17 protein-coding genes are annotated in these 25,928 nt (G+C 43.4%); 3 read left to right on the top strand and 14 right to left on the bottom strand.

Going from position 1 to position 25,928, the window contains the following annotated elements:
- Positions 1-26: 26 nt before the first annotated feature.
- The 4 genes from I3255_RS10805 to I3255_RS10790 all read right to left on the bottom strand — a co-directional run bounded on the left by I3255_RS10805 (position 27) and on the right by I3255_RS10790 (position 5,503).
- Positions 27-518 (bottom strand): hypothetical protein, encoded by a 492-nt coding sequence (locus I3255_RS10805; protein ID WP_238038818.1) that lies wholly within the window; start codon positions 516-518, stop codon positions 27-29.
- Positions 519-637: 119 nt separating this feature from the next.
- Positions 638-1,354: a ribonuclease PH gene (gene rph / locus I3255_RS10800; protein WP_058024458.1), complete on the bottom strand. Its 717-nt coding sequence runs from the start codon at positions 1,352-1,354 to the stop codon at positions 638-640.
- A 182-nt stretch (positions 1,355-1,536) separates the two neighbouring features.
- A complete protein-coding gene (locus I3255_RS10795; protein ID WP_238038817.1) occupies positions 1,537-3,336 on the bottom strand; it encodes an AMP-binding protein in 1,800 nt (599 codons plus the stop codon).
- A gap of 439 nt (positions 3,337-3,775) precedes the next feature.
- Positions 3,776-5,503: an AMP-binding protein gene (locus I3255_RS10790; RefSeq protein WP_238038816.1), complete on the bottom strand. Its 1,728-nt coding sequence runs from the start codon at positions 5,501-5,503 to the stop codon at positions 3,776-3,778.
- A 782-nt stretch (positions 5,504-6,285) separates the two neighbouring features.
- Here I3255_RS10790 and parC point away from each other — a divergent pair.
- Positions 6,286-8,595 (top strand): DNA topoisomerase IV subunit A, encoded by a 2,310-nt coding sequence (parC, locus tag I3255_RS10785; protein WP_238038815.1) that lies wholly within the window; start codon positions 6,286-6,288, stop codon positions 8,593-8,595.
- A 172-nt stretch (positions 8,596-8,767) separates the two neighbouring features.
- Here parC and I3255_RS10780 read toward each other — a convergent pair whose 3' ends face one another.
- The 4 genes from I3255_RS10780 to I3255_RS10765 form a co-directional block, all read right to left on the bottom strand.
- The gene (locus I3255_RS10780; protein ID WP_238038814.1) at positions 8,768-9,247 is read right to left on the bottom strand and encodes a BLUF domain-containing protein; all 480 of its coding nucleotides are present in this window, start codon (positions 9,245-9,247) and stop codon (positions 8,768-8,770) included.
- A gap of 172 nt (positions 9,248-9,419) precedes the next feature.
- Entirely contained in the window at positions 9,420-9,911 is a 492-nt protein-coding gene (locus tag I3255_RS10775) for a BLUF domain-containing protein (RefSeq protein WP_238038813.1), read from the bottom strand.
- Between the two features lie 366 nt (positions 9,912-10,277).
- Entirely contained in the window at positions 10,278-10,769 is a 492-nt protein-coding gene (locus I3255_RS10770; RefSeq protein ID WP_238038812.1) for a BLUF domain-containing protein, read from the bottom strand.
- Between the two features lie 241 nt (positions 10,770-11,010).
- Positions 11,011-11,601, bottom strand: a complete 591-nt coding sequence (locus I3255_RS10765) for a hemerythrin domain-containing protein (RefSeq protein ID WP_238038811.1) — start codon at positions 11,599-11,601, stop codon at positions 11,011-11,013.
- Positions 11,602-11,993: 392 nt separating this feature from the next.
- Between I3255_RS10765 and I3255_RS10760 the strand changes: the two genes are divergently transcribed.
- Together I3255_RS10760 and I3255_RS10755 are read left to right on the top strand one after the other, a co-directional pair.
- On the top strand, positions 11,994-12,833 hold the full coding sequence (locus I3255_RS10760; protein WP_238038810.1) for an HAD family hydrolase: 840 nt from the start codon (positions 11,994-11,996) through the stop codon (positions 12,831-12,833).
- A gap of 468 nt (positions 12,834-13,301) precedes the next feature.
- Positions 13,302-14,429, top strand: coding sequence for an extracellular solute-binding protein (locus tag I3255_RS10755; protein WP_238038809.1), 1,128 nt, complete (start codon positions 13,302-13,304; stop codon positions 14,427-14,429).
- Between the two features lie 82 nt (positions 14,430-14,511).
- On the opposite strand, the gene I3255_RS10750 is transcribed toward I3255_RS10755, so the two are convergent.
- From I3255_RS10750 to aroK, 6 genes are all read right to left on the bottom strand, one after another.
- Positions 14,512-15,723 carry an FUSC family protein gene (locus tag I3255_RS10750; protein ID WP_238038808.1) on the bottom strand — a complete coding sequence of 404 codons (1,212 nt, stop codon included), beginning with the start codon at positions 15,721-15,723 and terminating at the stop codon, positions 14,512-14,514.
- Between the two features lie 175 nt (positions 15,724-15,898).
- Positions 15,899-17,320 carry a glutamate synthase subunit beta gene (locus tag I3255_RS10745; RefSeq protein WP_238038807.1) on the bottom strand — a complete coding sequence of 474 codons (1,422 nt, stop codon included), beginning with the start codon at positions 17,318-17,320 and terminating at the stop codon, positions 15,899-15,901.
- A gap of 232 nt (positions 17,321-17,552) precedes the next feature.
- Complete coding sequence (gene gltB, locus I3255_RS10740; protein WP_238038806.1) at positions 17,553-22,016, bottom strand: glutamate synthase large subunit; 4,464 nt, start codon at positions 22,014-22,016, stop codon at positions 17,553-17,555.
- A gap of 880 nt (positions 22,017-22,896) precedes the next feature.
- Complete coding sequence (locus I3255_RS10735; protein WP_238038805.1) at positions 22,897-23,985, bottom strand: hypothetical protein; 1,089 nt, start codon at positions 23,983-23,985, stop codon at positions 22,897-22,899.
- 135 nt (positions 23,986-24,120) lie between these two features.
- Positions 24,121-25,230: a 3-dehydroquinate synthase gene (gene aroB / locus I3255_RS10730; RefSeq protein WP_238038804.1), complete on the bottom strand. Its 1,110-nt coding sequence runs from the start codon at positions 25,228-25,230 to the stop codon at positions 24,121-24,123.
- A 78-nt stretch (positions 25,231-25,308) separates the two neighbouring features.
- Positions 25,309-25,869, bottom strand: a complete 561-nt coding sequence (gene aroK / locus I3255_RS10725; protein ID WP_093071072.1) for a shikimate kinase AroK — start codon at positions 25,867-25,869, stop codon at positions 25,309-25,311.
- Positions 25,870-25,928 lie beyond the last annotated feature (59 nt).

Here is a 25,928-nt window from a genome sequence, read left to right as displayed (position 1 = left end):
AATCAAGCGACTGGGGCGTAAAAATACTAGTCACTACTCATTTTGATATTTACGTGGCGTTTTGTCAGTGCTTGCCCTTCTAATATGGCTTTAGTCACTTTCGCCTCTTGGGCACTCTCAAAACCAGTAATATGATATTTGCGTGCCTCACTGCTATCGACAATCTGTAGCCCATCACCGATAAGCACAACTTTATCGTCGTCAGTCAAATGAATATGTTCACGTTTGCCTAAATTGTCATGTACCAGCTCAGCAGCCCGCACCCATAATGTACCGCTACTAATCATGCCACTCATGGCTTTTTTATGCTGCTGGCGTTTTTTGTTAAAAATAAAACTACCGACGATAAGCAGTGCCAGCGCACCGATAGCCAATCGCTCAGACAATAAGCTCATTGCCATAGCGACTGCCACTGCCCCTATCAGTAATGCAGATCCAAACCAAAACATACCGTTGTCAGCATTATTCGGCTGACCCTGTAAGGTGATTTTGGCGCCATCATCAGTCAGCTTGAGCATGCATTGTTACCTATTGCGAGATGTAAAAAGTATTTTTTATGAAAAAACTGCCTATCAGAAACTAACAGGCAGTTATTAAAACTAAAAATAAAGACAGCAAGTTTTGTCTAAATACCAGACTACCAGCCAAGTGCAGTCTGCTGCATTTTAATCAATTCAGCAATGCCTGTTTCAGCCAATGACAGCATAGCGTCTGCTTGAGCGCGAGTGAACGGCTTTTCTTCAGCAGTACCTTGAAGCTCAATAAACTCACCTTTTTGAGTCATAACGACGTTCAGGTCGGTATCACAGCTAGAGTCTTCTTCGTAGTTCAGATCCAGATAGGCTTCACCATCTTTCATACCAACAGAAACCGCCGCAACCAATCCAATCAGCGGATCAGCTTTGAGTTTTTTGCTCTTTTGGATAGTCTCTAATGCATCGATCAGTGCAACTGCCGCACCAGTAATACTGGCCGTACGAGTACCGCCATCCGCTTGCAACACATCGCAATCAAGATAGATGGTGTTTTCACCAAGCTTACTTAAGTCAATCATGGCGCGCAAGCTACGACCGATCAGACGCTGAATCTCTTGCGTACGACCTGACTGCTTGCCACGAGCCGCTTCGCGTTGATTGCGGGTATTGGTTGCGCGTGGCAGCATGCCGTATTCGGCAGTTATCCAGCCTTTGCCTTTACCTTTGAGCCAGCGCGGTACACCAGATTCGACACTGGCCGTACATAGCACTTTGGTATCGCCAAAACTGACCAATACTGACCCTTCAGCATGCTTAGTATAGTGGCGCTCAAAGCTGATAGAACGAAGTTGGTCAAGTTCACGATTGTCAATACGCATAAAAATTCCTAGTACAATATTATAAAAGCAGTGTCATAAAAGTACGCTATCAGTGGCTAATGAGCAAACCGACAGGTATTTGGTAGACTAAAATCTTAAGATATCCTAACGTGACAGCGGCGCAATAGCAAGATTCACACCCGCCATCGCGCCGTCAGTTAGGCAATAATAGACGATAGAATCTATTCTAAGCCTTCCATCTTACGCAATTCTTTACGTAGGATTTTGCCAACGTTCGACTTTGGTAATTCGTCGACGAACTGTATGTGACGTGGACGCTTATAGCCAGTCAGTTGTTTTTTGCCGTACTCAAGCAGCTCTTTTTCGGTGACGTCACCTTTTTTGACCACAAATAGTTTTGGCTCTTCACCGCGCTCATCATTAGGAACGCCAATAGCACCGCACTCTACTACAGCTGGATGGTCGCTCATGGCTTCTTCGATTTCATTTGGATAAACGTTAAAACCAGATACCAAAATCATGTCTTTTTTGCGATCAACAATTTTGATAAAGCCTTTTTCGTCCATGATGCCAATGTCACCGGTTTTTAGGTAGCCATTAGCGGTAAAGGACTCGGTCGTTTCTTCTGGACGGTTTTGATAACCAATCATCACCTGTGGGCCTTTGACGCATATCTCACCGCGATCACCCAGCGCTACGACGTTTTCTTCTTCATCGATGAGCACGACATCGGTACTAGGGGCAGGAATACCAATCTTGCCAGTAAACTCTGCGATGGTCATTGGGTTAAAAGCGACGACTGGTGACGTCTCAGATAAGCCATAGCCTTCAACGATAGGTAGACCTGTGATCTTATGCCACTCTTTGGCAACGCTCGGCAATACGGACATACCACCGCCTATAGAAGCTTTTAGATTAGAGAAGTCTAGGTCTGCAAAGCTGTCTTTGTGCACCAAGCCGTTAAATAGCGTATTCACGGCAGGTATAAAAGAAGGTTTATATTTACCCATCTCTTTGATAAGCCCATCGAGATCGCGCGGGTTAGGAATAAGCAAGCCTGTATAACCCTGATACATACTACATATACCGCATACCATAAATGAGAACACATGATACAACGGCAGTGCCGTCAAGATAACATCTCTACTGTCTATATCATCTTCAAATGCACTATTCATCAGTGCACTAACCTGTAGCATATTGGCGACTAAGTTGCCGTGAGACAGCATTGCTCCTTTGGCCACGCCTGTCGTCCCGCCTGTATATTGTAGTAATGCCACATCACTCAAGTTCAACTCAGGACGCTCATAATTACTGGCAGAGACTGCGCCCAATGCCTCCTTAAAGCTCACGCTATTTGGGATTCGATAAGGAGGAATCATTTTTTTGATATGACGAGCGACAAGGTTGACCACAACCCCTTTGACCGTACCCAGCATATCGCCAATCTTACAGACGACAACATGCTCAATCTGTCCTTTGTCTTCGGCATCTTGATAGGTTTTCGCAAAATTCTCAACGATGAATAAGGCTTTGGCACCACTGTCATGGAGCTGATGAGACAATTCGCGACTGGTATATAAAGGGTTTACATTGACGAGTATCATACCAGCGCGAATGACACCTAACGCGATGATCGGATACTGCAAGAGGTTGGGCATCATGACCCCAACTTTATCGCCTTTAACCAACCCTAGCGATTGCAAATAGCTGGCAATCTGGCGGCTATATAGGTCTAATTGCTTAAAACTAATCGAAGCGCCCATGCAAATATAAGCCGTTTTTTGGCCATAACGGCTAAAGTTACGCTCAAACACATCAAGTAAAGAGGTACTGTCCTCTGGCATCTCAATCGTAGCATCGATGCTATAACGCTCATAAGCGCTCAACCATGGACTGTCACTGGCAATGCTAGGCATAGTAGGGAATGCATTGTCTTGATAAATGTACTCAGATGCATTGCCTTTATCACTGGTGCCAGCGTTATTGTCTGTTGTCTCTTTATTGATATTGTCCGTCATAATTTTCCCTAAATATTACTGTTAAAAACATAGAATACTTTATATAAAAACTCTGTTTTTTTGATTGTGTAATGCTTGATGCAGCATAGTGAAATCGTATTAAATGAGCTCACAGGTCAGCGTAGCTATATCATTTTTATCATAATCGCTTTGCAATTCATATTGAGTAAAATCATCACTCTACTATAAATAAATGCAAAAACCTCTTGGCTGGCACTATAGCAGTTTTACTAAAAATTCTCTATCTATACTCCTTATGCCCCACTATTCACAACAAGCTCAAAGACAAAAATGATAAGGCAGCACGAGGCAACCTTATCATTTTGGTTATAACAATAACTAAATCTATTTACTCAGCATATTACAAGTACCAATCAATCATAGAGGTATTTATAAATAGCCAGTGATAAAACCCTATCTAAAGATAAGCCTTCGTAGATTAACCGTGGTTTTTTTCTTCGAGCGCTCGTAAGTCTTTACGTAAGATTTTACCGACGTTCGATTTTGGTAGCTCGTCAATAAACTCAACATGGCGAGGACGTTTGTAGCCAGTTAAATTTTCTTTACCGTAAGCAATGACTTCATCAGCAGTCAGACTGGCGTCACTACGTACCACGTAAATCTTCGGTACTTCACCGCTCTTCTCATCATCGATACCGATCACACCACATTCCAAAATCTTTGGATGTGTCGACATGGCGTCTTCTACTTCGTTTGGATAAACGTTAAAGCCAGAGACCAAGATCATGTCTTTTTTGCGATCGACAATCTTAAAGTAACCGTCTTCATCCATCACGCCAATATCGCCAGTACGGAAGTAACCATCCGAAGTCATGACTTCAGCGGTCGCATCTTCACGCTTCCAGTAGCCTTTCATCACCTGCGGGCCACGGATACTAATCTCACCACGCTCACCCAAGGCCACTTCATTGCCTTCTTCATCCAAGATAGCCATATCAGTGGCAGGCATTGGCAGACCGATGTTTCCTGAGAACTCACCCGTACCATGTGGGTTCGCTGAGGCAACCGGCGAGGTCTCTGACAGACCATAACCCTGAACGATGATATTGCCTGTTACTTGTTCCCATTTGGTCGCTGTGTCTTTGAGTACTGCCATACCGCCGCCCATAGACATCTCAAGCTTGCTATGATCTAGCGATTGGAACTCTTCGTTATTGGCAAGCGCGGTAAACAAGGTATTTACTGCTGGGAAAAACGCAGGTGGGTAGTCTTTATATGCTTTGATCAAGCTTGGTAAATCACGTGGGTTTGGTACTAGCAGACCGATACAACCACGGTATAGGCCAAACATTCCGCAGACCGTAAACGAAAAAATATGGTACAACGGCAGAGCCGTCATAATCACTGGCTGCTCATTACTCTTCTCAAACTTATCAAAAGCATCGCCTAGATAGGTATCGCTTTGGATCAGGTTAGCCACCAAGTTACCATGCGTTAGCATAGCGCCTTTGGCCACCCCTGTCGTACCGCCCGTGTACTGAAGTACAGCGACATCATCAAGGCTGATATTGTTAGGACGTTTATAGCTTTTAGCAGAAAAGCGGTTCATTGCTTTTTTGAACTTAACGCTGCCTTTGATATGATAATCAGGCACCATTTTTTTGACGTGACGTACCACAGCATTCACGATAAAACCCTTGAGCGGGCTCATCATGTCACCCATTGAGGCAACTACGACATGGTCGACGAGGTCTTGACCAATATCTTCATAAGTTTTGGCAAAGTTCTCAAGCAAAATCAAAACTTTGGTATCTGAATCTTTTAACTGGTGTGACAGCTCTTTGGTGGTATAAAGTGGGTTGACGTTGACCAATGTCATACCAGCACGTAGCACCCCTAGCACTGCAACTGGTAGCTGCAAAATATTAGGCATCATCACTGCCACTTTATCGCCTTTTTGTAGTCCTAATGACTGAAGGTAAGCGGCAACTTGTTTACTATAGAGATCCAACTCTTCGAAAGATAGCTTAACATCCATACAGACAAACGCCGTTTTGCCTGCATGGTTGATAAAGTTTTGCTCAATGATATCAATCAATGAGGTGTTGGCTGGTGGCATATCGATATCATACTGAATGCCAAGTTTTTCGTATGTTTTGAGCCATACTTTGTCGTTGCGACGAATCAGGTTACCTTGATTTTCCATAATCTTTTCTCTCCTAGTAATAATACATTACCGTCAGCTCATGCAAATCACAGTGTGATAAACAGACGAAAAATCAGAGCGCAGTCTCACCATCGTAATGGTAAGCAAGGCTGCGATATAATCGTAGGGTGATGAGCAAACAATGTAGTGGTAAATAGCCCTTTGTTCATTAACATACACACTTTATATAGACTACTCAATACAAAAGATTGTTATACGAGTTCTCAAACTGGCTTGACGGCTAATATTTTTATTAATATCAATTGTTTATATTAATGAAAACTGGCCATGTCACTGAATTTTACCCACGGTATCTCTTTTATTTTAGTCACAATATTTACATAATAAAACTGCCTTCGCGCGTGCTCTTAAGGGCATCAACTGGCTCAGTGAGCGGCGTAAAGTTATGGCAAGCTACATCTTTGTCACTGCTCGGTCAAGATGCGCTCATTCTTGTCACTAATTCGGCACTGTCACTCTGAGATATTTATTAAAAATAAAAAAACAAATGTTAGTTTTACTATACTTAACTTTATCTATAAAAGCCACGTACGAGGACATGGTAAGTAAAGTCTATAAAAGCCAGCATAAGCACGTCATGAGCTGTCGTATATTCTGATACATGCCTTTTTAATTGCATCAATATCCTTTACGATAGCACTATCTTATTTTTACGTGAATATCGCGCTGAACCTAAATGAACATACAGTGCGATTCACATTCATACTATGCCTGACTATATAAACCATACTAATTAAAAATTCATAAGCGAAGTCTATTTTATGTCCGATGTTATTGATCCTACCATTGCCACAAGTATTCCTAATGAGCCGATGGATACTCGCTCAGTCGCGGAGTTCACCGAGCAGGCCTATCTCAACTATGCCATGTACGTCATTATGGATCGTGCGCTGCCCAATATCGCCGATGGTCTAAAACCTGTGCAGCGCCGTATTGTCTACGCCATGAGCGAGCTGGGGCTAAAGTCGACTGCCAAGGCTAAAAAGTCTGCCCGTACGGTCGGTGATGTGCTGGGTAAATACCATCCGCATGGTGACATCGCGTGTTATGAAGCCATGGTGCTGATGGCGCAGCCGTTCAGCTACCGTTATCCGCTCATCACAGGCCAAGGCAACTGGGGTAGCCCTGATGACCCTAAGTCCTTTGCGGCTATGCGTTATACCGAGGCCAAAATGTCTGCTTATGCCAACACCCTACTTGCAGAGTTGGGGCAAGGCACGGTTGATTGGCAAGATAACTTTGACGGCACAATGCAGGAGCCAACCACCCTGCCTGCCCGCTTGCCCAATATTTTATTAAACGGTACCACAGGTATCGCAGTCGGTATGGCAACCGACATTCCGCCGCATAACCTAAACGAAGTGGTACGCGCAGCGATTCGTTTATTAAAGAACCCTGAGCTGTCTGTTAAGCAGCTCACTCAGTCAATACCAGCGCCAGACTTGCCAACGCCAGCGGAAATCATCACTAGCAAAAAAGACTTACAAGCGATGTATGAGACGGGACGTGGCAGTTACAAAATGCGCGCGACTTTTCATATCGACCCCAAAGAAAAGAATTTAGTCATTATCGATGCGCTGCCTTACCAAGTCTCAGGCAACAAAATCCAAGAGCAAATCGCCAAGCTCATGACAGACAAAAAACTGCCTTGGATTACCGATATTCATGATGAATCAGATCATGAGAACGCTTGTCGTATCGTATTGGAATTGCGCTCAACGCGCGTCGATGTCGATCGCGTTATGAGCCATTTGTTTGCCAGTACAGACCTTGAGAGCAACTACCGCGTCAATATGAATATGATTGGCCTAAACGGTAAGCCGCAGGTCAAAAATCTAAAAGAAATCTTAGAAGAATGGCTCATTTGTCGCCGCTCAGTGGTCACGCGCCGTCTGCAATATCGCCTTGATAAAATCGATAAGCGCTTACACATCCTTGCAGGTTTATTGATTGCGTATCTCAATATTGATGAAGTGATACGCATCATTCGTGAAGAAGACGATCCAAAAGCAACATTGATGCAAGACTACGATCTGACTGACATTCAGGCCAATGCCATCTTAGATATTCGTCTGCGTCAGTTGGCAAAGTTAGAGGAAATTGAGCTACGCCGCGAGCAAGATGAACTGGCTGCCGAACGCGCCATTATTCAAGAGTACTTGGACAATCCAGACAGTCTCACCAATCTGATGATTGAAGAGCTGACTGCCGATATGAAAGAGCACGGCAATGAGCGTGTATCACCACTGGCAGAACGCGAAGAAGCACAAGCACTAAAAGAATCTGATCTGGTGCCGAGTGAGCCAGTCACCGCCATCCTGTCTAAAGCAGGCTGGATTCGCGCGGCCAAAGGCCATGACGTCGATGCCGCTGGTATGAGTTATCGTTCAGGGGACAGTTATCAGGCGCATGTGCGCGGTAAATCTAATGAAAAAATCTACGTCCTCGATAGTACTGGACGTAGCTATAGTATTGATGCGCACAATCTTGCCTCCGCGCGTGGTCAAGGCGATCCGCTGACCAGTGTGTTGAAACCGCCAGCAGGCGCTAGCTTTGAGCAGTTATTAACGGGTGACAACAATCAGCGCATTATCCTTGCCAGCTCCGCAGGTTACGGTTTTATCAATACACTGGGTAATCTTGATAGCAACCAAAAGGCGGGGAAAAATATCATTAACCTAGCAGCTGATAGTCGTCTACTTCCTGTTGCGCGCATTGATGCTCCAATAGATACGACTGTCAATGCCGACGGTGAAACGACTAATACAAATGTAGCGCCTGACCATGTCGCTGTGGTGACCAATGCAGGATATTTATTGATATTTGCCCTTGATGATTTGCCTGAACAAGCTCGCGGTAAAGGTAACAAACTGATCAAATTAAAAGATGATGAAGAAGTGCTGGCTATTACGCCACTCAATTTACAAAACAGCCTCGTCATTACTGCTGGCAAACGCCATGTGACGCTAAAGCCAAATGACTTGGCCAACTATACAGGCAGTCGCGGTAATCGCGGTGGGCAATTGCCACGAGGCTTTCAGAATGTGACGAGTGTTGAAATAGCAGGATAACTCATAAGCCCAGTTCAGTAGAATTGATTAAGGAGTAGCAAAACATGACTTTAAACAATTATTTAGTCGACCTATTTCATAGGTAAATCAAACACAGTTCACTCTCAGCAAAAAGCCGCCCATACACAATGTATAGGCGGCTTTTTTACACTAATCAAAATAGACAACTTACTTAAGACTTATTAAATTCGGTATCTTCAAAGATTATTTTTAGGAAGCTTGTAATCTGAGTACTTTTCATGAGGTAAGGATTGAAGTCAGCACCTGCTGAGAAGCTTTTTAAGGTATATCCCTCATCTTCAATGCTTGATGTTAAATATTTGATTAAAAATCCATTCCATCTCCGTGCCTCTATTTCCTCAACTCCGATGATATGAGGCAATAGATGAGGATAGTCATTAATCAATATTGCTAAGACTTCATTAATAATAGGCCTTGAGCCTTCAATGTTTTGAATTAAGTAGTTATCATTAATAGCAAGTGCGGAGGTTATATCACTTTTCTCATTGTTTCTGCGCCATCGCTCAAGAATTCGAGTTAATTCTATTCCGTTATTTTTTTCGCTATTTCTTCCGATATAAGTGAGACTCAGAAGAATATGCTCGCCATTTCTATTATTATTTTTTGAAGTATGGCTCGTCGTTATATGCATAAGCAACCTTATTTGCAAAACACTTTTCTAAACTAAAACAAATTTTAAACTCAAGTTATTCATCTCCAAATTTTACTAATCAACCAGAATTATAATAGCGGCTCACTCACATCGGTTAAGTGGTTATTCCTTTGCTTAACAAGCCCTTAATTACAGAAGATCAAAGTTAAAGTTAAATAACATCATGAATTTTTGGTTTTTTCTCATCAAAAATTGCTTTCAGAAAATTTTCAATCTGCGCACTTGTCATTAGATATGGATTATAGTCAGAACCTGCTGAGAAGCTTTTTAAAGCATATTCTTCGTCTTCAGCGCTTGAGGTGAGATGTTTGATCAAAAAACCACTCCATTGACGCGATTCTATTTCCTCTATATTAACGATATTGGGAAAGATGGTTGAATGCTCGTCAAATATCTTCGCTAAGGCAGTATTGATAGCAGGTCTTGTCCCTTGAAAACTTTGAACAAAATACCCCTCACTAATAACTAAAGCTGAAACGATATCATTTTGTTCAAAATATCTGCGCCAGTATTCAAGTGCGCGAGTCAGCTCGATTCCTGAATTCAGCTCGACATTTTTGGCGATATATGTCATGTGAATAAGAATATGCTCGCCATTTCTTTTTTTATTTTCTGGAGTATGGCTTGTCGTTATAATATTCATAAGGAACCCTATTTGCAAAATACTTATCTAAATTAAGATACACTTTATTATAAAATATAATCAATGAAATTGTTACGTTTTGAGCAGGTTTTTATTAGCTGTCCTAACTTTCTATGGTCATGATATGAGTATATTAATCAGATGTATATCAGCATTTTATCATTGAATTTTACTACAACAGCTGATAAAAACTACATGATGCCGTTATTCCAATATCTTAAAACTCTAATCTATATTAGCCTATAACTTCTACTAAGTTCCAAAATACACATGGCTAAGTTTTTTCTATCAAGGCAGATGTTGCGAGAGCCGTTCATCGGGTCTGATCTAGACAGCTCAAAATCAAATACTGCTATCAATATCAGCTTAGGCTTCTTTCTCCTCAAAAACTGCTTCTAAGAAGCCTGTAATTTGCTCTTTCTTCATCATATAAGGATTGAAGTCAGTGCCTGCTGAAAAATGTTTTAGAGCATATTCCTCATTTTTAGTATCTGATGTTAGGTATTTGATCAAAAACCCATTCCATCTCCGCGTCTCTATCTCCTCAAGATCAATAATATGAATTAAGAGGTGTGGTCGCTCATGATTCACTCTAGTGATAAGCTCATTAATAGCAACTCTCGAGCCTTCAATGTTTTGAATAAAATAATGATCATTAATGACAAGCGCTGAAGTGATACCGCTTTTTTCATTATTTTTTCGTGCCGTCTCAAAGGTGCGAGTCAGTTTTATGCCATTATCTTTCTCACGATTTTTACCGATATATGTGAGGCTAACCAGAATATCTGCACCGTCTTTATTTCTACTCTCTAAAACTTCGATACCAGATCCTGAGGTGTAGTCAATAACCTTATGCATAAAAGAGTCCAATGATCAAAAACCGTTTTAAATTAAGATACCCTTTAACCTAAAGAACAATCAATAACATTTTGTATTTTTTTACCCGTTATCACTCTTTTCTAGAGAGGCAACGTTGCAGTTTCACTAAGATAGCGCGCTCTCCTCTCCTATCGCCACATCGTAGTACTACAGATTTTGGTACATTCAGTACGGTAGTCCTATCTGATAAAAAAAAGCTAAACTATTTTTCCCTATAACACTAATTCAGCCCCAAAATAGGAATCACCAAGTCTTCTTCATCCGTGAAGTGTTGCGACAGTAGCTCACTGGTATTAATCAAACGCTGATGCACTTGCTTACTTAGTGCTTCATCTTCAGTATTGTTTGATGCTAACCTACTATTTAGCACTTGCAACTCATTAAGTAGTGCATCCAAATGTACGTGGTCACGATCTAATATCTCAAAACCTGCTTTTAGTTGAGGGTACATGCGAATGAACTGTGGAAAGTAGCCTGTATCTTCAATATTATGGTGCTGATGTAATTTAAAAATATATTGATTAATCCGTGATGAGATTTGTGAGCGGTATTCTGACCATTCAATATCACCAGCATGATAGGCATCACTGATTTGGGTGAGAGTGTGTTGGCGTTTACGTATGTCAGCATGAATACTTAACCAAAACGATGTCTTATAAATATAGTCTGCACTAAGCCATTGATTGGGCGGTAGCTTCTCGTATAAAAACAGCCAATCAGTCTCTAATCGACTGTCAGGATGACGTGGAGTTGGAGCAAGCAGCCCTACATCTATATCTTGTGCGTTTGAATTTTGAGCGGAAGCAGTCATTATATTGTTCCTATAAATTATTTTGCTTATTCAATTTTCTCTACAAATGTTTAAGTCGTTATTAATAAACACTCTTTAAAAATTGAGTTCAGAAAACAACATAACAATTCGTTAGATAAAGCTCATTAGATAAACTAAAAAATATCCAATGCAAGTGTAGTCTATATATAGTTTAAATACAGAATATCAACGTATTTTTTGGTAATAAGTTAACAATTTTATGAAGCATCAAAGTTAGTTACATAAGTCCAATGCGTTACATAACATAGTCAAAACTAACATCATTTTTGGCTGATGAGCCTGTAGGATAAAACGAATAATATAGTCGCTCAGGTATTAGTAATCAGCTACTATTAGCTTTAATAGTAGCGCTTAAAATGTAAAGGACAATCATGTTTATCGAAGATAAAATTGCTCAAGAAAGTATGAATACTAAAGTTTTCACACCTAAAATCATCTTTTTCGATATCGATGATACCTTGAGTCGCAGCGGCGTCATCGCTGAACATAATAAAGCGACTCTTGAACAACTGGCAAAGACTGATATCAAGCTGGTCATCTCAACTGGGCGCTCCAAAGCCATCTTGCCTGCAGATATTCTAGCGCTGCTTGATGCGGGTATATTGGATGCTATTATTTGCATGAATGGACAGTATAGCTTTGATAAAAATGGCCGAATCAGCCACTACCCCTTATCCGCTGAGCAAACAGATAAAATCGTGCGTCTATGTCAACAGAGCGACTTGATTCATAAGTTTGACTCTGCTACACATATCGCGTGGTCAGATGAAAACGACCGCTTACGTGAATTCAATGCTGTCACACCCAACTCCATTCTTGACCCTGAGTATTACAAGTCAAATATCGTCTATCAATGCTCAGTATTTTTCAATAATCAACAAGAAAAAATGCAAGATATCGACTTTGCGCAGTATGATTTAAAACTGGTGCATTGGCATCAAATCGGTGCAGATATATTGCCAATAGAAGCATCGAAAGCGCGCGGAATCAAAGATGTCTGCGAGTACTATGCGGTCGATGTCAGCGAGTGCATGGCGTTTGGCGATGGTATGAACGACTTAGAAATGTTTGATTTGGTGGGGTTTGCCGTGGCGATGGGTGATGCGCAGCCTGATCTGATAGCGCGTGCTGATTTCGTCACTGGGACAATCGAAGAGTATGGCATACAGACAGTGCTTGAACCGTTCTACGCCACCTCGTCAACCAAATAAAAATCTTATTTGAGAATGTATTAAGTACCTATCAATATCCTGCCAAAGCATCGTTAAACTACCATCAACAGTCATTGAATCTTCGGTGATAGCGGCGCTCAGTCATCGCGTCGCACCCTTTGCTATTCTGGTATGGTTAATTATTATCTTAAGTTCTAAGTTCTAAGTTCTTGGCGCTTTAGCTTATCCTATCCTTACACTTGTAATAACATAGGTCTATACGGCCATTATTTGCCTCATCCTTGGCAATACTCTCGAAAACCCACTCAGCATTGGCTGTCTTTAAACCAATCTTCATTACTCATTTGATTCGTATTATTAGCATAACTAAGCATCGTCTTAATAATAGCCCTTTAAATTGTGCAAAGTGATAACCATAATAGTGTTATTGGCGACATTAGGCATTGATTGCCTTATCATTTTCATCCGCATTTTTGATTTGCATTATCTTTATTTAGGAGAGGTATTTTGACCCATTTATCATCGTCCCATCCAGACAACCCAACTCGTATCGGACGTATAGTACCAAAGGCATTATTAGCGGCAGCTATTGGCTTGGCATTATCCAGCTGTAGCAATTCTGACAATGCGGCAGATGCTAGCGCTGCGGCGAGCAATGAGACGCTCAATTTGTATAACTGGTCAGAATACATGCCACAAGAGATTTTGGATGGATTTGAGGAAGAAACTGGCATCGCGGTCAATTACACGACGTTTGATTCAAACGAAGCGATGTATGCCAAGCTCAAACTGCTCGATGATTCTAGCCAGTATGATTTGGCCATTCCATCGACTTATTATGTCGAAAAGATGGCCAAAGAAGGGCTGTTGCAAGAGTTAGATAAGTCCAAATTAAGTAACTTTAAAAACCTCGATACGTCATTTACCAACACCAAAGTCGATCCTGACAACAAATATTCGATTCCCTATATGTGGGGCAGTACGGGTCTTGCCATCAATGGCGATAGTGTCGATCCTGCAACTGTGAATAGCTGGAACGACCTATGGGATCCTAAGTACAAAGGTCAGGTGATGCTTACCAACGATGTGCGTGAAGTGTTCGGTATGGCATTACTGACGTTAGGCTACTCGGGCAACAGTAGCAATCCTGATGAAATCAAAGCGGCTTACGACAAGCTTACAACCTTAATGCCGAACGTCAAAACGTTTAACTCTGATGCGACGCGTATGCCGTACATCGAAGGTGAGACGTCTCTTGGTATGACATGGAATGGCGAAGCGGTCATGGCGAATGAAGAAGGTCTAACGAGCCTAGCTTATAAATACCCAACTGAAGGCGCTATCTTGTGGATGGACAACTTTGTCATTCCAAAAAATGCCAAGCATATTGATGCAGCACATAAATTTATTGATTACTTACTACGTCCTGAAAACGCCAAAATCGTGAGTGAAGAAATTGGTTATGCCTCACCAAATCTAGCAGCACGAGAGCTGATGGATGAAAGTGTTCGCAACAATCCAACGATTTACCCATCTAAAGACGTGTTAGCAAAAGCGGAGTTCCAAGAAGATGTGGGTGATGAAGCATTACAAGTGTATCAGCAATACTGGGATAAGCTAAAAACGGGGCGCTAATAGCCATGGTTTAATATTTTAAAATAAAGTAGATATTTAAGAAAAAAACGCTGATCCTAAATGGTCAGCGTTTTTTTGTGCGTTATAAATGCAAATCTGTCTCGCCGCCCTGCTCTTTCATCCGGCGCTGCTCACGACGCTGATAACCTAGCCCAGATGCAGCAAACCAGTGTAGCTTAGAGGCTTGTAACAGATCACTCAATTGCTGCAACTGCGTTTGCAACGTCTGTGTTAACCAAAAATACCCCTGCCACTCAAATGCTAAGTGCTGCACGCTTGGATATTCTGACACAGCAATACGAGTGATCGGGCGAAACACTTCATCGCTTGGACTACGAAGTACCGCCGCCATATGTTGCATCGCTTGCGTCAACTCATGCTGATAATGAACCAATAAAACATGGTTCTCCTCATCGATTTCGATATTCGCCAAACGCGGAGCAGCACTTAACAATAAATCAATTGTGCCAATGATATTGCGATGGGTACGCTGAATGGTCTCCAGTGTCTCTTTTTCGATTCCCGACTCACTTGCGGTCGCAGCGATATGTGGACGCACGGCCAGTAGGCGTTTATTAATCTGTTGTAATGTGGTGACCAATGCTCTATCAACAGGTATTTCTTCAGCTGAAAAAGCCACTGGATGTGATTTATGGGTCGTGTTGCCTGCCGCTCCTTCCGCTGTATCAATATGATGGCCGACACTTGCATACAAACTGCTACAAGCATCGAGATTGCTACTCAATAAAAATCGCCACATCAGCGTTGATTTGAGCGGTAAAATCAGCGTCACTGCTACCGAAACCCCCGTGCCCAGCAAAATATTTAGCGCGCGGTAGATACCATCTTGACCGATGCTGTTATGACCCAAGTCAGAGACAATCATCAGCATAGTGATACCTGTCAGCAGCCCTGTATACCCAAGCTTTCTAACGGCTAAATAGCCAATGATGCCGCTTAATAGACCGATGAGCGCGTAGTCCACCCATGGCCATGCACCTGCATTTTGAATGAACCACAGCACCCCAAGGGCAGCACCTATACCTAGTAGAGTACCCAAGACACGCTCTTTGGCTTTGGTATAGATAGCGCCTTGATACTGCAATAATCCCAAGATAATAAAAACCGTAATGGTCGTCCATTCCCCATGTGGCAGATTGGTGAGTTTATTGACCAGTAGCGCCAATATGACTGCCGTTCCTAAGCGAATGGCGTGCAAGACGTCGGCATGTTGATAGCGAACATAGGGCTCAGTAAATGGAGCAGTAACACGCTGGTAAAGGGTTAATTTCACGCAAGGCTACTCTTTTTGGTTAATAAGCGAGATAAATGGTAACGCACAAACATGCTAGCAGTCGAGCCTCGATTTACAAAGTATTCATCAAAAAAAACGCCTTCTGTCTATCAAAAGACAAAAGACGTTCAAGCTCAAACCTTATTGATGAATAGCTAAGTTTGAATCAATTTCACTAAACCTCTAAAAAGTCTAGTATACCTTCCGCGGCTTCGCGGCCTTCCCAAATAGCCGTCACGACCAAATCAGAGCCACGTACCATATCACCACCTGCAAAAATTTTGGGATTCTGGGTTTGGAATTTAAAGGTCTGTTTTTCTGCAGCCAATACGCGACCAGAGCTGTCCATTGCCACTTGCTGCGACTCGAACCAATCAGCAGGACTTGGTCTAAAGCCAAATGCCATAATCACGGCATCACAAGGGATAATCTCTTCAGAATTAGGAATCGGCTCAGGACGCTGACGACCGCGGTTATCTGGCGCACCCAAGTGCGTCGTGACTACTTTGACCCCATTGACCTTGCCGTTTAAGCCAATGATTTCAGTAGGCTGGCGGTTGAATAAAAACTCAACTCCTTCCTCACGAGCATTGACTACTTCGCGGCGCGAGCCAGGCATATTTTCTTCATCACGGCGATAAGCACAGACGACTTTTTCAGCGCCTTGACGAATACTGGTACGGTTACAGTCCATCGCTGTGTCACCACCTCCTAGTACGACCACTCTTTTGCCTTTAAAGTCGATGTACTCTGCGGCATCTTTTTCCCAGTCATTGCAACGGTTGACGTTGGCAATCAGGTAATCTAGCGCATCATAGACGCCTGTCAGCTCTTCACCAGCGAAGCCGCCGCGCATATAGGTGTATGTACCCATGCCCATAAAGACCGCATCATACTCAGCCAACAGCTCATCAATGGTGACGTCTGTACCGATCTCTGTCTCTAGACGGAATTCCATACCCATGTCTTCAAAGATCACGCGGCGATTGCGCATAACATCTTTTTCCATTTTAAACTCAGGAATACCGAATGTTAATAAGCCGCCAATTTCAGGCCGCTTGTCAAAGACGACAGGCTTGACACCATTTCTAACCAAGATATCCGCGCAACCAAGACCTGCTGGTCCTGCGCCAATGATAGCGACTTTTTTGTCTGTCCAAACGACTTCAGACATATCTGGGCGCCAGCCAAGTGCAAACGCGGTATCGTTGATATATTTTTCAACATTACCAATCGTCACTGCACCAAAACCATCATTCAATGTACAAGCGCCTTCACACAAGCGATCTTGCGGGCAAACTCGTCCACATACTTCAGGCAAGGTATTAGTACGGTGGCACAATTCCGCTGCCTGAAATATCTGGCCTTCTGTCGCCAGTTTTAGCCAGTTAGGGATATAGTTGTGTACTGGGCATTTCCACTCGCAGTACGGGTTACCACACTCAAGACAACGATGCGCTTGCTGGGCAACAGCTTCATTTTCAAAAGGTTTATAAATCTCAACAAACTCTGTTGAGCGCGTTGCAATGTCTTTTTTGGTTGGATCAAATCTCGGTACATCTAAAAACTGGAAATTATTTTCTAAGCGTTTTGCCATGGTGCTATCTCTTTTATATAAGGCTCTTTTGCAGTGGGTGGCGACAGTCAAGCGATGTGTTGTTTGTCTAAAATCTAAGACATATATCGCTGCTGTCACGTACCTGCTGAAAACCTGTGAGTTAAAACGTCTCTAAAAACGGAACGCTGGCTACCCTAATCAAAGTCATTATCGATTCCTCAATACAATCTCTCAAGACAATGTATCGATACGATCGACAATGACAAATCGGCTATTGTGGGTCGGCCATGGTAGTTTTAAGAAGACTTGCAATGTTCGCCGCTTTTGGCTTCACCAAATAGAATTTACGAACATAGTGCTCAAAGTCGTCCAATATCGTCTGACCCCATGCACTGCCTGTTTTATCTACATGAGCTTCAATCACTTGTTGTAAATGAATGCGATGCTCTTCTGTTTGCTCGCTTGAGATACGGTTGAGATCGATTAGCTCATGGTTGCAACGGTCAAAGAAGTCGCCTTCCATATCGAGTACATAAGCAAAACCACCCGTCATACCAGCACCGAAGTTGAGTCCAGTACGGCCAAGAATCGTAACGATACCGCCAGTCATATATTCACAGCAATGGTCGCCTGTACCCTCAATGACTGCATGCGCGCCAGAGTTACGAACGCCAAAACGCTCACCCGCTGTACCGGCAGCATATAATTTACCGCCCGTTGCACCATATAGGCAAGTATTACCGATGATGGCGGTTTCTTGTGCCGTGAAGTTTGAGTCTTTAGGTGGATAAATGACAATCTCACCGCCAGCCATGCCTTTACCTACATAGTCATTGGCATCGCCTTCAAGCTCGATGTTTAAGCCGCCAGCATTCCACACGCCTAAACTTTGCCCTGCAGTACCTGTCAGACGAAGCTTGATCGGCATATCACTCATGCCAAGGTTGCCCCATACTTGCGCAATCTCACCAGAGATCCGAGCACCAATAGAGCGGTCACAGTTGCCAACGAAATAGCTATAGTCGCCACCTGAGCCTTGGCGAATGTTCACAATCATATCGCGAATCATCTGCTCAGCAAGCAAGCCTTTATCAAACGGCTCATTACGCTCTACCTGACACGTTTGTGCCTTACCCACGCTGGCTGGGTGACTAAATAGCAATGGTGTTAAATCAAGATGACGCTGCTTGTCTGTATTACCTTCTAAGATATCGAGCAAGTCAGTACGACCGACTAGCTCTTCCATACTACGAACACCTAGCGCTGCTAACCATTCACGTGTTTCAGTTGCGACAAACTTAAAGAAGTTAATCAGCATTTCTGCTTCGCCAATGAAATGCTCATCACGCAGTTTGGCTTTTTGGGTAGCAACCCCTGTTGGACAGTTGTTCAAATGGCAGATACGTAGGTACTTACAACCAACTGCAATCATCGGCGTGGTACCAAAGCCAAAGCTTTCTGCACCAAGAATAGCGGCCTTGACGACATCCAGTCCTGTTTTCAGACCACCATCGGTCTGAACACGTACCTTATCACGTAATCCATTTACTCGTAGAGACTGATGGGTTTCAGCCAGACCTAGTTCCCATGGCGAGCCTGCATGATGGATAGACGATAGCGGAGATGCTGCTGTACCACCATCATAACCTGAGATCGTAATCAAATCGGCATAAGCTTTTGCAACACCTGTCGCGATCGTACCAACACCTGGGCGTGAAACCAATTTAACCGACACCAATGCATCTGGATTGACTTGCTTCAAATCAAAAATCAGCTGCGCCAAATCTTCGATAGAATAAATATCATGATGCGGCGGCGGTGAAATCAAGGTCACGCCTGGCACCGAGTAACGCAAGCGCGCAATCAACGCATTCACTTTACCACCAGGTAGCTGTCCACCTTCACCAGGCTTGGCACCTTGAGCTACTTTAATCTGCATGACTTCAGCGGAACGAAGATAGGCAGGCGTTACCCCAAAACGACCAGAGGCCACTTGCTTGATTTTTGAGTTGCGCAACGTGCCATAACGCGCAGGATCTTCGCCGCCCTCACCAGAGTTTGAACGTCCGCCGATGGTATTCATCGCCATCGCAATCGACTCGTGTGCTTCAGGAGACAGCGCGCCTAGCGACATGCCAGCTGAGTCAAAACGCGTCAAAATCTCAGAGATATCTTCAACATCATCGACATCGATACTGTTGTCAGTCTTTAGTTGCAACAAGTCACGCAAAGTCGCCACTGGGCGGCTATTGACTAGATTGGCATAATTCTGATAATTCTCATAATCGCCCGTACGTACTGCCGTATGTAGGCTGTTAATGACGTCAGGGTTAAAGGCATGGTACTCTTTGTTGAAGACGAACTTGAGCAAACCACCTTGATCTAGTGGCGCACGACGCTTGAACGCGTTGGCAGCCAGTTGCGCTTGGTCAGCGGCAAGATCTGCAAAGGTAGCGCCTTTAATACGGCTTTGTACGCCTTTAAAACATAGGTTTACCACTTCTTCAGACAGACCAACTGCTTCAAACAGCTGCGCCCCGCGATACGAAACAATGGTAGAGATACCCATTTTTGATAAGATTTTTAGCAAACCTTTATCCAAGCCTTTGCGGAAATTAACGCGAGCTTGGATCGGATCACCAAGCAATTCACCAGTAGCCACCAAATCATCGATCACATCATATGCCAGATACGGATACACACAAGTCGCACCAAAGCCAATCAATACCGCTATTTGATGCGAATCGCGCGCCAGACCTGTCTCAATCACCAAGTTAGCGTCAGTACGAATACCTTCTGCAATTAGATAGTGATGCACGGCTCCTGTGACCAGAATGGCATTGGCGGGTACTTTTTCTGCATCGATATCTTTATCAGACAGTACAATCAAGGTGTTGCCCGAGCGGATGTTATCTGCCACTTGCTCACAAATAGCGACGATAGCATCAGATAGCTCTAAAGTACGGTCATAGTTCAGATCAATGCGAGCCATCTTGAACGCTGGATCATCCAAGGTTTCAAGCTGCTGCATTTTGCTAGCTGACAATACTGGCGATGACAAAATAATACGATGCGCGTCTCTCGCTGATGGTGCAAATACGTTGGTTTCAGCACCTAGGCAAGTCTGCAATGACATCACGATTGATTCACGAAGTGGGTCAATTGGCGGGTTGGTCACCTGTGCAAATTGCTGACGGAAAAAATCACCGACATGGCGGATTTGCTGCGATAGCACTGCCATTGGCGTATCATCACCCATTGAGCCTACTGGCTCTTGACCGTTTTCAGCATTAGGGCGGATGATTTCCGTACGCTCTTCATTGGTGATGTGATACATTTTTTGTAAGGCTTTTAGCTTATCGCCACGGCACGCTTGCGCTGCTAAGATTTCTTCTAAGCGCTCATCATCACGGACACGTGTCGCTTCTTCACGCAGCCACTTTCGATACGGATGCGCATTTTTCAGCAACGTTGCAACAGCAGTCGTATCCATCACTTGACCTGTCAACGTATCAATAACCAGCATTTGGCCTGGGCCAACACGACCTTTTGCCAACACATCTTGTGGTGAGTAGTCCCAAACACCAACCTCTGATGCAACCGTGATATAACCGTTCTTGGTGGTCACCCAACGTGACGGACGCAGACCGTTTCTATCAAGCATACAGACAGCATAGCGTCCATCTTGAATAACAAGCCCTGCAGGACCGTCCCATGCTTCCATATGCTGTGAGTAGAACTCATAAAACGCTCGCAAATCCATATCCATGCTATCGACGTTCTGCCACGCTGGTGGAACCAAAATCGACATCGCATGGAATAAATTCATACCGCCAGACATTAGCACTTCGAGCATGTTATCTAAGCTTGATGAATCAGAACCCGTGCTATTTACGAGCGGCGTCAATTCATTCAAGTTCGGCAGTTTGTCTGATTTTAGCTTTGGCGTGCGTGCTTTAGACCAGTTACGGTTACCTGTGATGGTATTCAATTCACCATTGTGCGCAAGATAGCGGAATGGCTGTGCCAGTGGCCAGCGCGGTAATGTATTGGTTGAGAAACGCTGATGGAAGACTACGATATGTGACGCCAAACGCTCATCTTGCAAATCCAAGAAAAACGCTGGTAAGTCTGATGGCATGACTAGACCTTTATAAATAATGGTCTGGCAGCTTAATGAACATACATAAAACAATTCGTCATCTGTCAGGCGCTGCTCTGCTTTTTTGCGTGCAACAAACAGCTTACGGTTAAAATCATCAGCCGCTAAATCATCTGGCGCATTGACAAATACCTGCTTAAAATCTGGTAATGTCTCACGGCCGATCTCACCCACAATACTCAAATCAAGTGGCACATCACGCCAGCCAGCGACTTCTAATCCTTGGGCGGTAATTTCATCGCTCAATACTTGCTGACTATGCTTGGCTTTATCATCATCCAAATTGACGAACACCATACCAACGGCAAAGTTGTCTGTAATTGCAAATTGCTGCTCATTGGCGATCTGTTTAAAGAAGTCGGTAGGGGTCGCTAATAGTAGACCGCAACCATCACCAGTTCTACCATCGGCCGCCACACCACCACGGTGTGTCATACAACTTAAACTATGAATGGCGGTTTTTACCAAATTATGGCTGGCTTCACCCTTAATATGAGCAATTAGACCAAAACCGCAATTATCAGAAAAATCATCTGGCGTGGCCAGGTGTGTTTGCGAGGAAATCATTGACATAGCTTGTCCTTTTAAGTAGACGGGCAACTTACATCTCCAATGCGGAGCATAAGCTGGTACCCGTAAGCAGAACGGGCTGATAGTGGATATTCGGATAGTTGAATTAGTAAATGGTGCGAGGCTCAATCGACATCATGCTCTAACAGCAAGTAAACCTTTGACCCTCCTGGTCATTAGATAATGTCGTGACATATACGTCGTATATTAGAGATAGTGAATGACAGCCCTTTGAAACAGAGTAATTTATACCCCTAAATGCCAATTGCCTAATCAGTAATACGTTATGTCGTTCGTTTAAGCATCGTTTGTTATGTTGTTATATCTAGCAATGAGCGCTGGACATCCAACCATTTAATAACCATGAATGTGGTTCGTCTTGAATATCTGACGCTCTGTAATCAAGCGCCTTATTCACTCTAAAAAGAGTGACAATAAGAGAGGTTGCTTCACTTACAAGAACTTTAACATAGCCAGTAAGTAGCCGCGCTTGAGACAACAAACCTTAGCAACACACCTTATAAATCGTTGATTTGTTACTAAATGCTTGTTTAATAATAGTTTTTTACGATAACTATACAGAACGTCGCCCACAGTTATATTAGTTAATGATTCACAAAAAATCTAGTCTTTTCTATCGATTCATCAGCCATAATTTGTATAAGGTCTCATTACTATTGGTTATAGGACGATTAAAAACCCATTAGAAATATAATATAAAGTGCCTACGTAGGGTTGCATAAGGCAGTGGATGAGTTGTGTCTACCTTTAACACTTTGCCCCAAAATAGCGACAGTAGCCACTAATATATTAAAAAAACGAAGTATAAAAAAACCCCACTAACCAATTAGCTAGTGGGGTTTTCGATGACAGAAAATGCGTATCAGTTGCTTTTATCTTCTATGAGCGCTTTTATACTGTCACTATTATTGTTTTTGGGCGTATTTGCATTATTGCTAGCACCATTGTTACTTGTGCTTGGCGGTTTTGGCGCAGGTACGACGGGTGGTTTTTTGATACTGCTATTGTTATCCGTTCCCGATGCTACTGGTTTTTTATTATCCTGTTTAGGCTTGTTGGCATTGCCTTCGTTTTGAGTTGGTGCTTCAGAGACTGACTGTGACTCATTACCAACCGTCCGCTCTTCAGTAACAGATAACGTTTCAGAAGTATCAGCGGACTGGCGAATACTCTCCTCTGAAATACTTTCGTTAAAGCTTCCTTGACTATCGCGACTGGTATTACTATTGGTGGCTTGGTCATTGGCCGTATTGTTGACTGCTTGCGCTTGCTGGCGTGCTGGTATTTCGCGCTTAGTCGGTTTTAGATTGACAGCGCGCGTACGCTTCGTACTTAAGTCTTTTACCGGATCAGGACGCTCGTAGTTATCGATAATACTGACATATCGATTGATCTCCTCCGGTAGCACACGCACATTGGCAGGCAATTTAAAATCTATGAGCTTTGCTGCCCCAACCGCCTCCTGTGGACTACTCATGATCCCATAAGTTAGCATATAACGAACTTGATTCTCACTATCAAGATAGCGGAAATAAGCGAACTTATCACGATCTTCACGGCCTTCTAAATAACTGACAATCACGTCATTTTCAGCGACATTCATCACCTGCACGGTCCACTTACCCTTGTTGGCAAGTAGATAGCGCTTGTCTTTAAACTCGTCAGGATAATTACGCAAGTCACGGACAGTCGTATCAAAACTAATCGGCTGTACATCAGTATCCAGCTCGTGAAGCGACTCGATTTTTAATGGTTGCTCAAACTCATCAGCCAACATTTGCGGTGCTGATACTGGTTCGTTTTCAATTTTGGCACCCATCGCTGGCGTTTGGCTTAGCATCCAGACTAACGCTGTCACAACACCTAATAGTAACGTCGCAACCAGCCAGATCAAGGCTTGACGACTGTATGATTGACCAGCGGTACGCGCCTTCGATTTTGATGCTGCCATGGGGAGGTCCTTGATAAAAACATATTTAAAAGCATTATATCAATGCTCATTCAAATAGAAGTGCAGTTAGTGCAGCCTATGAATCTGCTATACATATCAAGTTTTAGTACAAATACTCACTAAAATTTTGATACATTATGCGCTGTGTTGTGACAATACTTCGAGCAGCAGATCGTTATCGAAGTCATTGGTCAATACCGCACTCCCTATTGATTTTAACAAAATCAGCCGGATTTGTCCGTGTTTCACTTTTTTATCGTGTCCCATTAAGTTCAGAGCAGTTTGTACATCAATGGCAGGCGGTTTGGTTGGCAGGTTACCTAGCATCAAAACACGCTTAATACGCTCAACCTCATCAAGGGTCAACCAACCAATTTTTTGGGACAATTCAGCCGCTTGCATCATGCCCGCCGCTACCGCCTCACCATGCAACCAATTGCCGTAGCCTTGATGGGTTTCAATCACATGACCAAATGTATGCCCAAAGTTCAACAGAGCACGCACACCTGACTCTCTTTCATCTTGAGCGACCACATCTGCTTTGTATTGACAGCAGCGCTTCACCGCTTCGCCAAGTACTGCCAGATCTAGCGCCATCATTGCAGGTAAATTCTCTTCAAGCCATGTCAGGAATGTTTCATCCATGATAAGCGCATATTTGATAATTTCGGCGATTCCTGCTGACAGCTCACGTGCAGGCAACGTTTTGAGCGTACTCATATCAGCGAGCACCATTTGCGGCTGCCAGAATGCGCCAATCATGTTTTTGCCTTGCGCATGATTGATGCCCGTTTTGCCGCCAACGCTAGAATCGACTTGCGATAATAAGGTTGTTGGAATTTGGATAAAGTTGACCCCGCGCATAAAACTTGCCGCAGCAAAACCTGTCATATCACCCACTACGCCGCCACCAAGTGCGATAAGCGTGACATCACGATTAAAATGCTCCGCCATTAGCGCATCATATATTTGGTCAATGCTTGTCTGGTTCTTATATTGCTCACCATCTGGTAACACGCAAACTTTTACCGTAAATTGCTCTGCTAGCTCGTCTTCTAAAGCTTGCAAGTATAGAGGTGCCACGGTATCGTTAGTCACAATTAATACTTGGCAACCCTTAATATAAGGTGCGACTTGCTTTGCCATACTGCTATCTTTTGACGTCGCATCTTCAGTAATAATGATTGGATAATCATGACTTTGCGTACGAACTGTTAAGCTGTCATGAAACAGTGACGTTGCCATGAGACACTCCTTAAGCATTTATAATTGGGTAAAAGTAGCTGAGTATACCTACCTATTATATCAATAGATAATATCGGTCTACTCTTTATTGTCTTTTGGTGTTGTGTCAGTACAATCGAAAAATGCGTTCAGCTGCTGCATTAATTGGCTGACCATATGACGCGGATAAGTGTGACCAGTGGGCATAATAATATGCGCGACCTGACGATATAATGGATCGCGAATACTATATAGATCTTGCAGTATTTTTCTAGGATTAGGCTGTTGTAAAAGAGGCCGCGACTTGTCTTTAGAAGTGCGGGCCATTTGCACATCGACTGGGGCATTGAGATAAACCACGATGCCACGCTGTCTTAAGAACTCTCGGTTTTCAGCAGCCAATACTGCGCCACCACCAGTTGCTAATACAATTTGAGGGGCTTGAGTCAGCTCATCAATGGCACGCGTTTCACGCTCACGAAAACCCGCTTCACCTTCTTTGGCGAATATCCAAGCAATGTCAGCACCAGTTTGCGATTCGATATACCAATCACTATCTACAAAAGTGCGACCTAACTGCTTGGCCAGTAACTTACCGATCGTCGTCTTCCCCGCTCCCATCGGACCCACTAAAAACACCGACGGCAATTCCTGCACCATAATACTCACTCAGCTAAATTAGCTATCATACAACGTCATTGATATTCTGGCTAGTAATG

Source organism: Psychrobacter sp. Ps6 (assembly GCF_022129235.1).
Classification (GTDB): Bacteria; Pseudomonadota; Gammaproteobacteria; order Pseudomonadales; family Moraxellaceae; genus Psychrobacter.
Note: the sequence above shows the minus strand (reverse complement) of the source record. Positions and strands in the feature narration are given on the sequence as shown.

What these genes read in the sequence shown, in the direction of transcription:
- I3255_RS10805 (WP_238038818.1), bottom strand. Translation starts at nt 518, where the DNA reads ATGCTCAAGCTGACTGATGATGGCGCCAAAATCACCTTACAGGGTCAG.
- rph (WP_058024458.1), bottom strand. Translation starts at nt 1,354, where the DNA reads ATGCGTATTGACAATCGTGAACTTGACCAACTTCGTTCTATCAGCTTT.
- I3255_RS10795 (WP_238038817.1), bottom strand. Translation starts at nt 3,336, where the DNA reads ATGACGGACAATATCAATAAAGAGACAACAGACAATAACGCTGGCACC.
- I3255_RS10790 (WP_238038816.1), bottom strand. Translation starts at nt 5,503, where the DNA reads ATGGAAAATCAAGGTAACCTGATTCGTCGCAACGACAAAGTATGGCTC.
- parC (WP_238038815.1), top strand. Translation starts at nt 6,286, where the DNA reads ATGTCCGATGTTATTGATCCTACCATTGCCACAAGTATTCCTAATGAG.
- I3255_RS10780 (WP_238038814.1), bottom strand. Translation starts at nt 9,247, where the DNA reads ATGCATATAACGACGAGCCATACTTCAAAAAATAATAATAGAAATGGC.
- I3255_RS10775 (WP_238038813.1), bottom strand. Translation starts at nt 9,911, where the DNA reads ATGAATATTATAACGACAAGCCATACTCCAGAAAATAAAAAAAGAAAT.
- I3255_RS10770 (WP_238038812.1), bottom strand. Translation starts at nt 10,769, where the DNA reads ATGCATAAGGTTATTGACTACACCTCAGGATCTGGTATCGAAGTTTTA.
- I3255_RS10765 (WP_238038811.1), bottom strand. Translation starts at nt 11,601, where the DNA reads ATGACTGCTTCCGCTCAAAATTCAAACGCACAAGATATAGATGTAGGG.
- I3255_RS10760 (WP_238038810.1), top strand. Translation starts at nt 11,994, where the DNA reads ATGTTTATCGAAGATAAAATTGCTCAAGAAAGTATGAATACTAAAGTT.
- I3255_RS10745 (WP_238038807.1), bottom strand. Translation starts at nt 17,320, where the DNA reads ATGGCAAAACGCTTAGAAAATAATTTCCAGTTTTTAGATGTACCGAGA.
- gltB (WP_238038806.1), bottom strand. Translation starts at nt 22,016, where the DNA reads ATGTCAATGATTTCCTCGCAAACACACCTGGCCACGCCAGATGATTTT.
- I3255_RS10735 (WP_238038805.1), bottom strand. Translation starts at nt 23,985, where the DNA reads ATGGCAGCATCAAAATCGAAGGCGCGTACCGCTGGTCAATCATACAGT.
- aroB (WP_238038804.1), bottom strand. Translation starts at nt 25,230, where the DNA reads ATGGCAACGTCACTGTTTCATGACAGCTTAACAGTTCGTACGCAAAGT.
- aroK (WP_093071072.1), bottom strand. Translation starts at nt 25,869, where the DNA reads ATGGTGCAGGAATTGCCGTCGGTGTTTTTAGTGGGTCCGATGGGAGCG.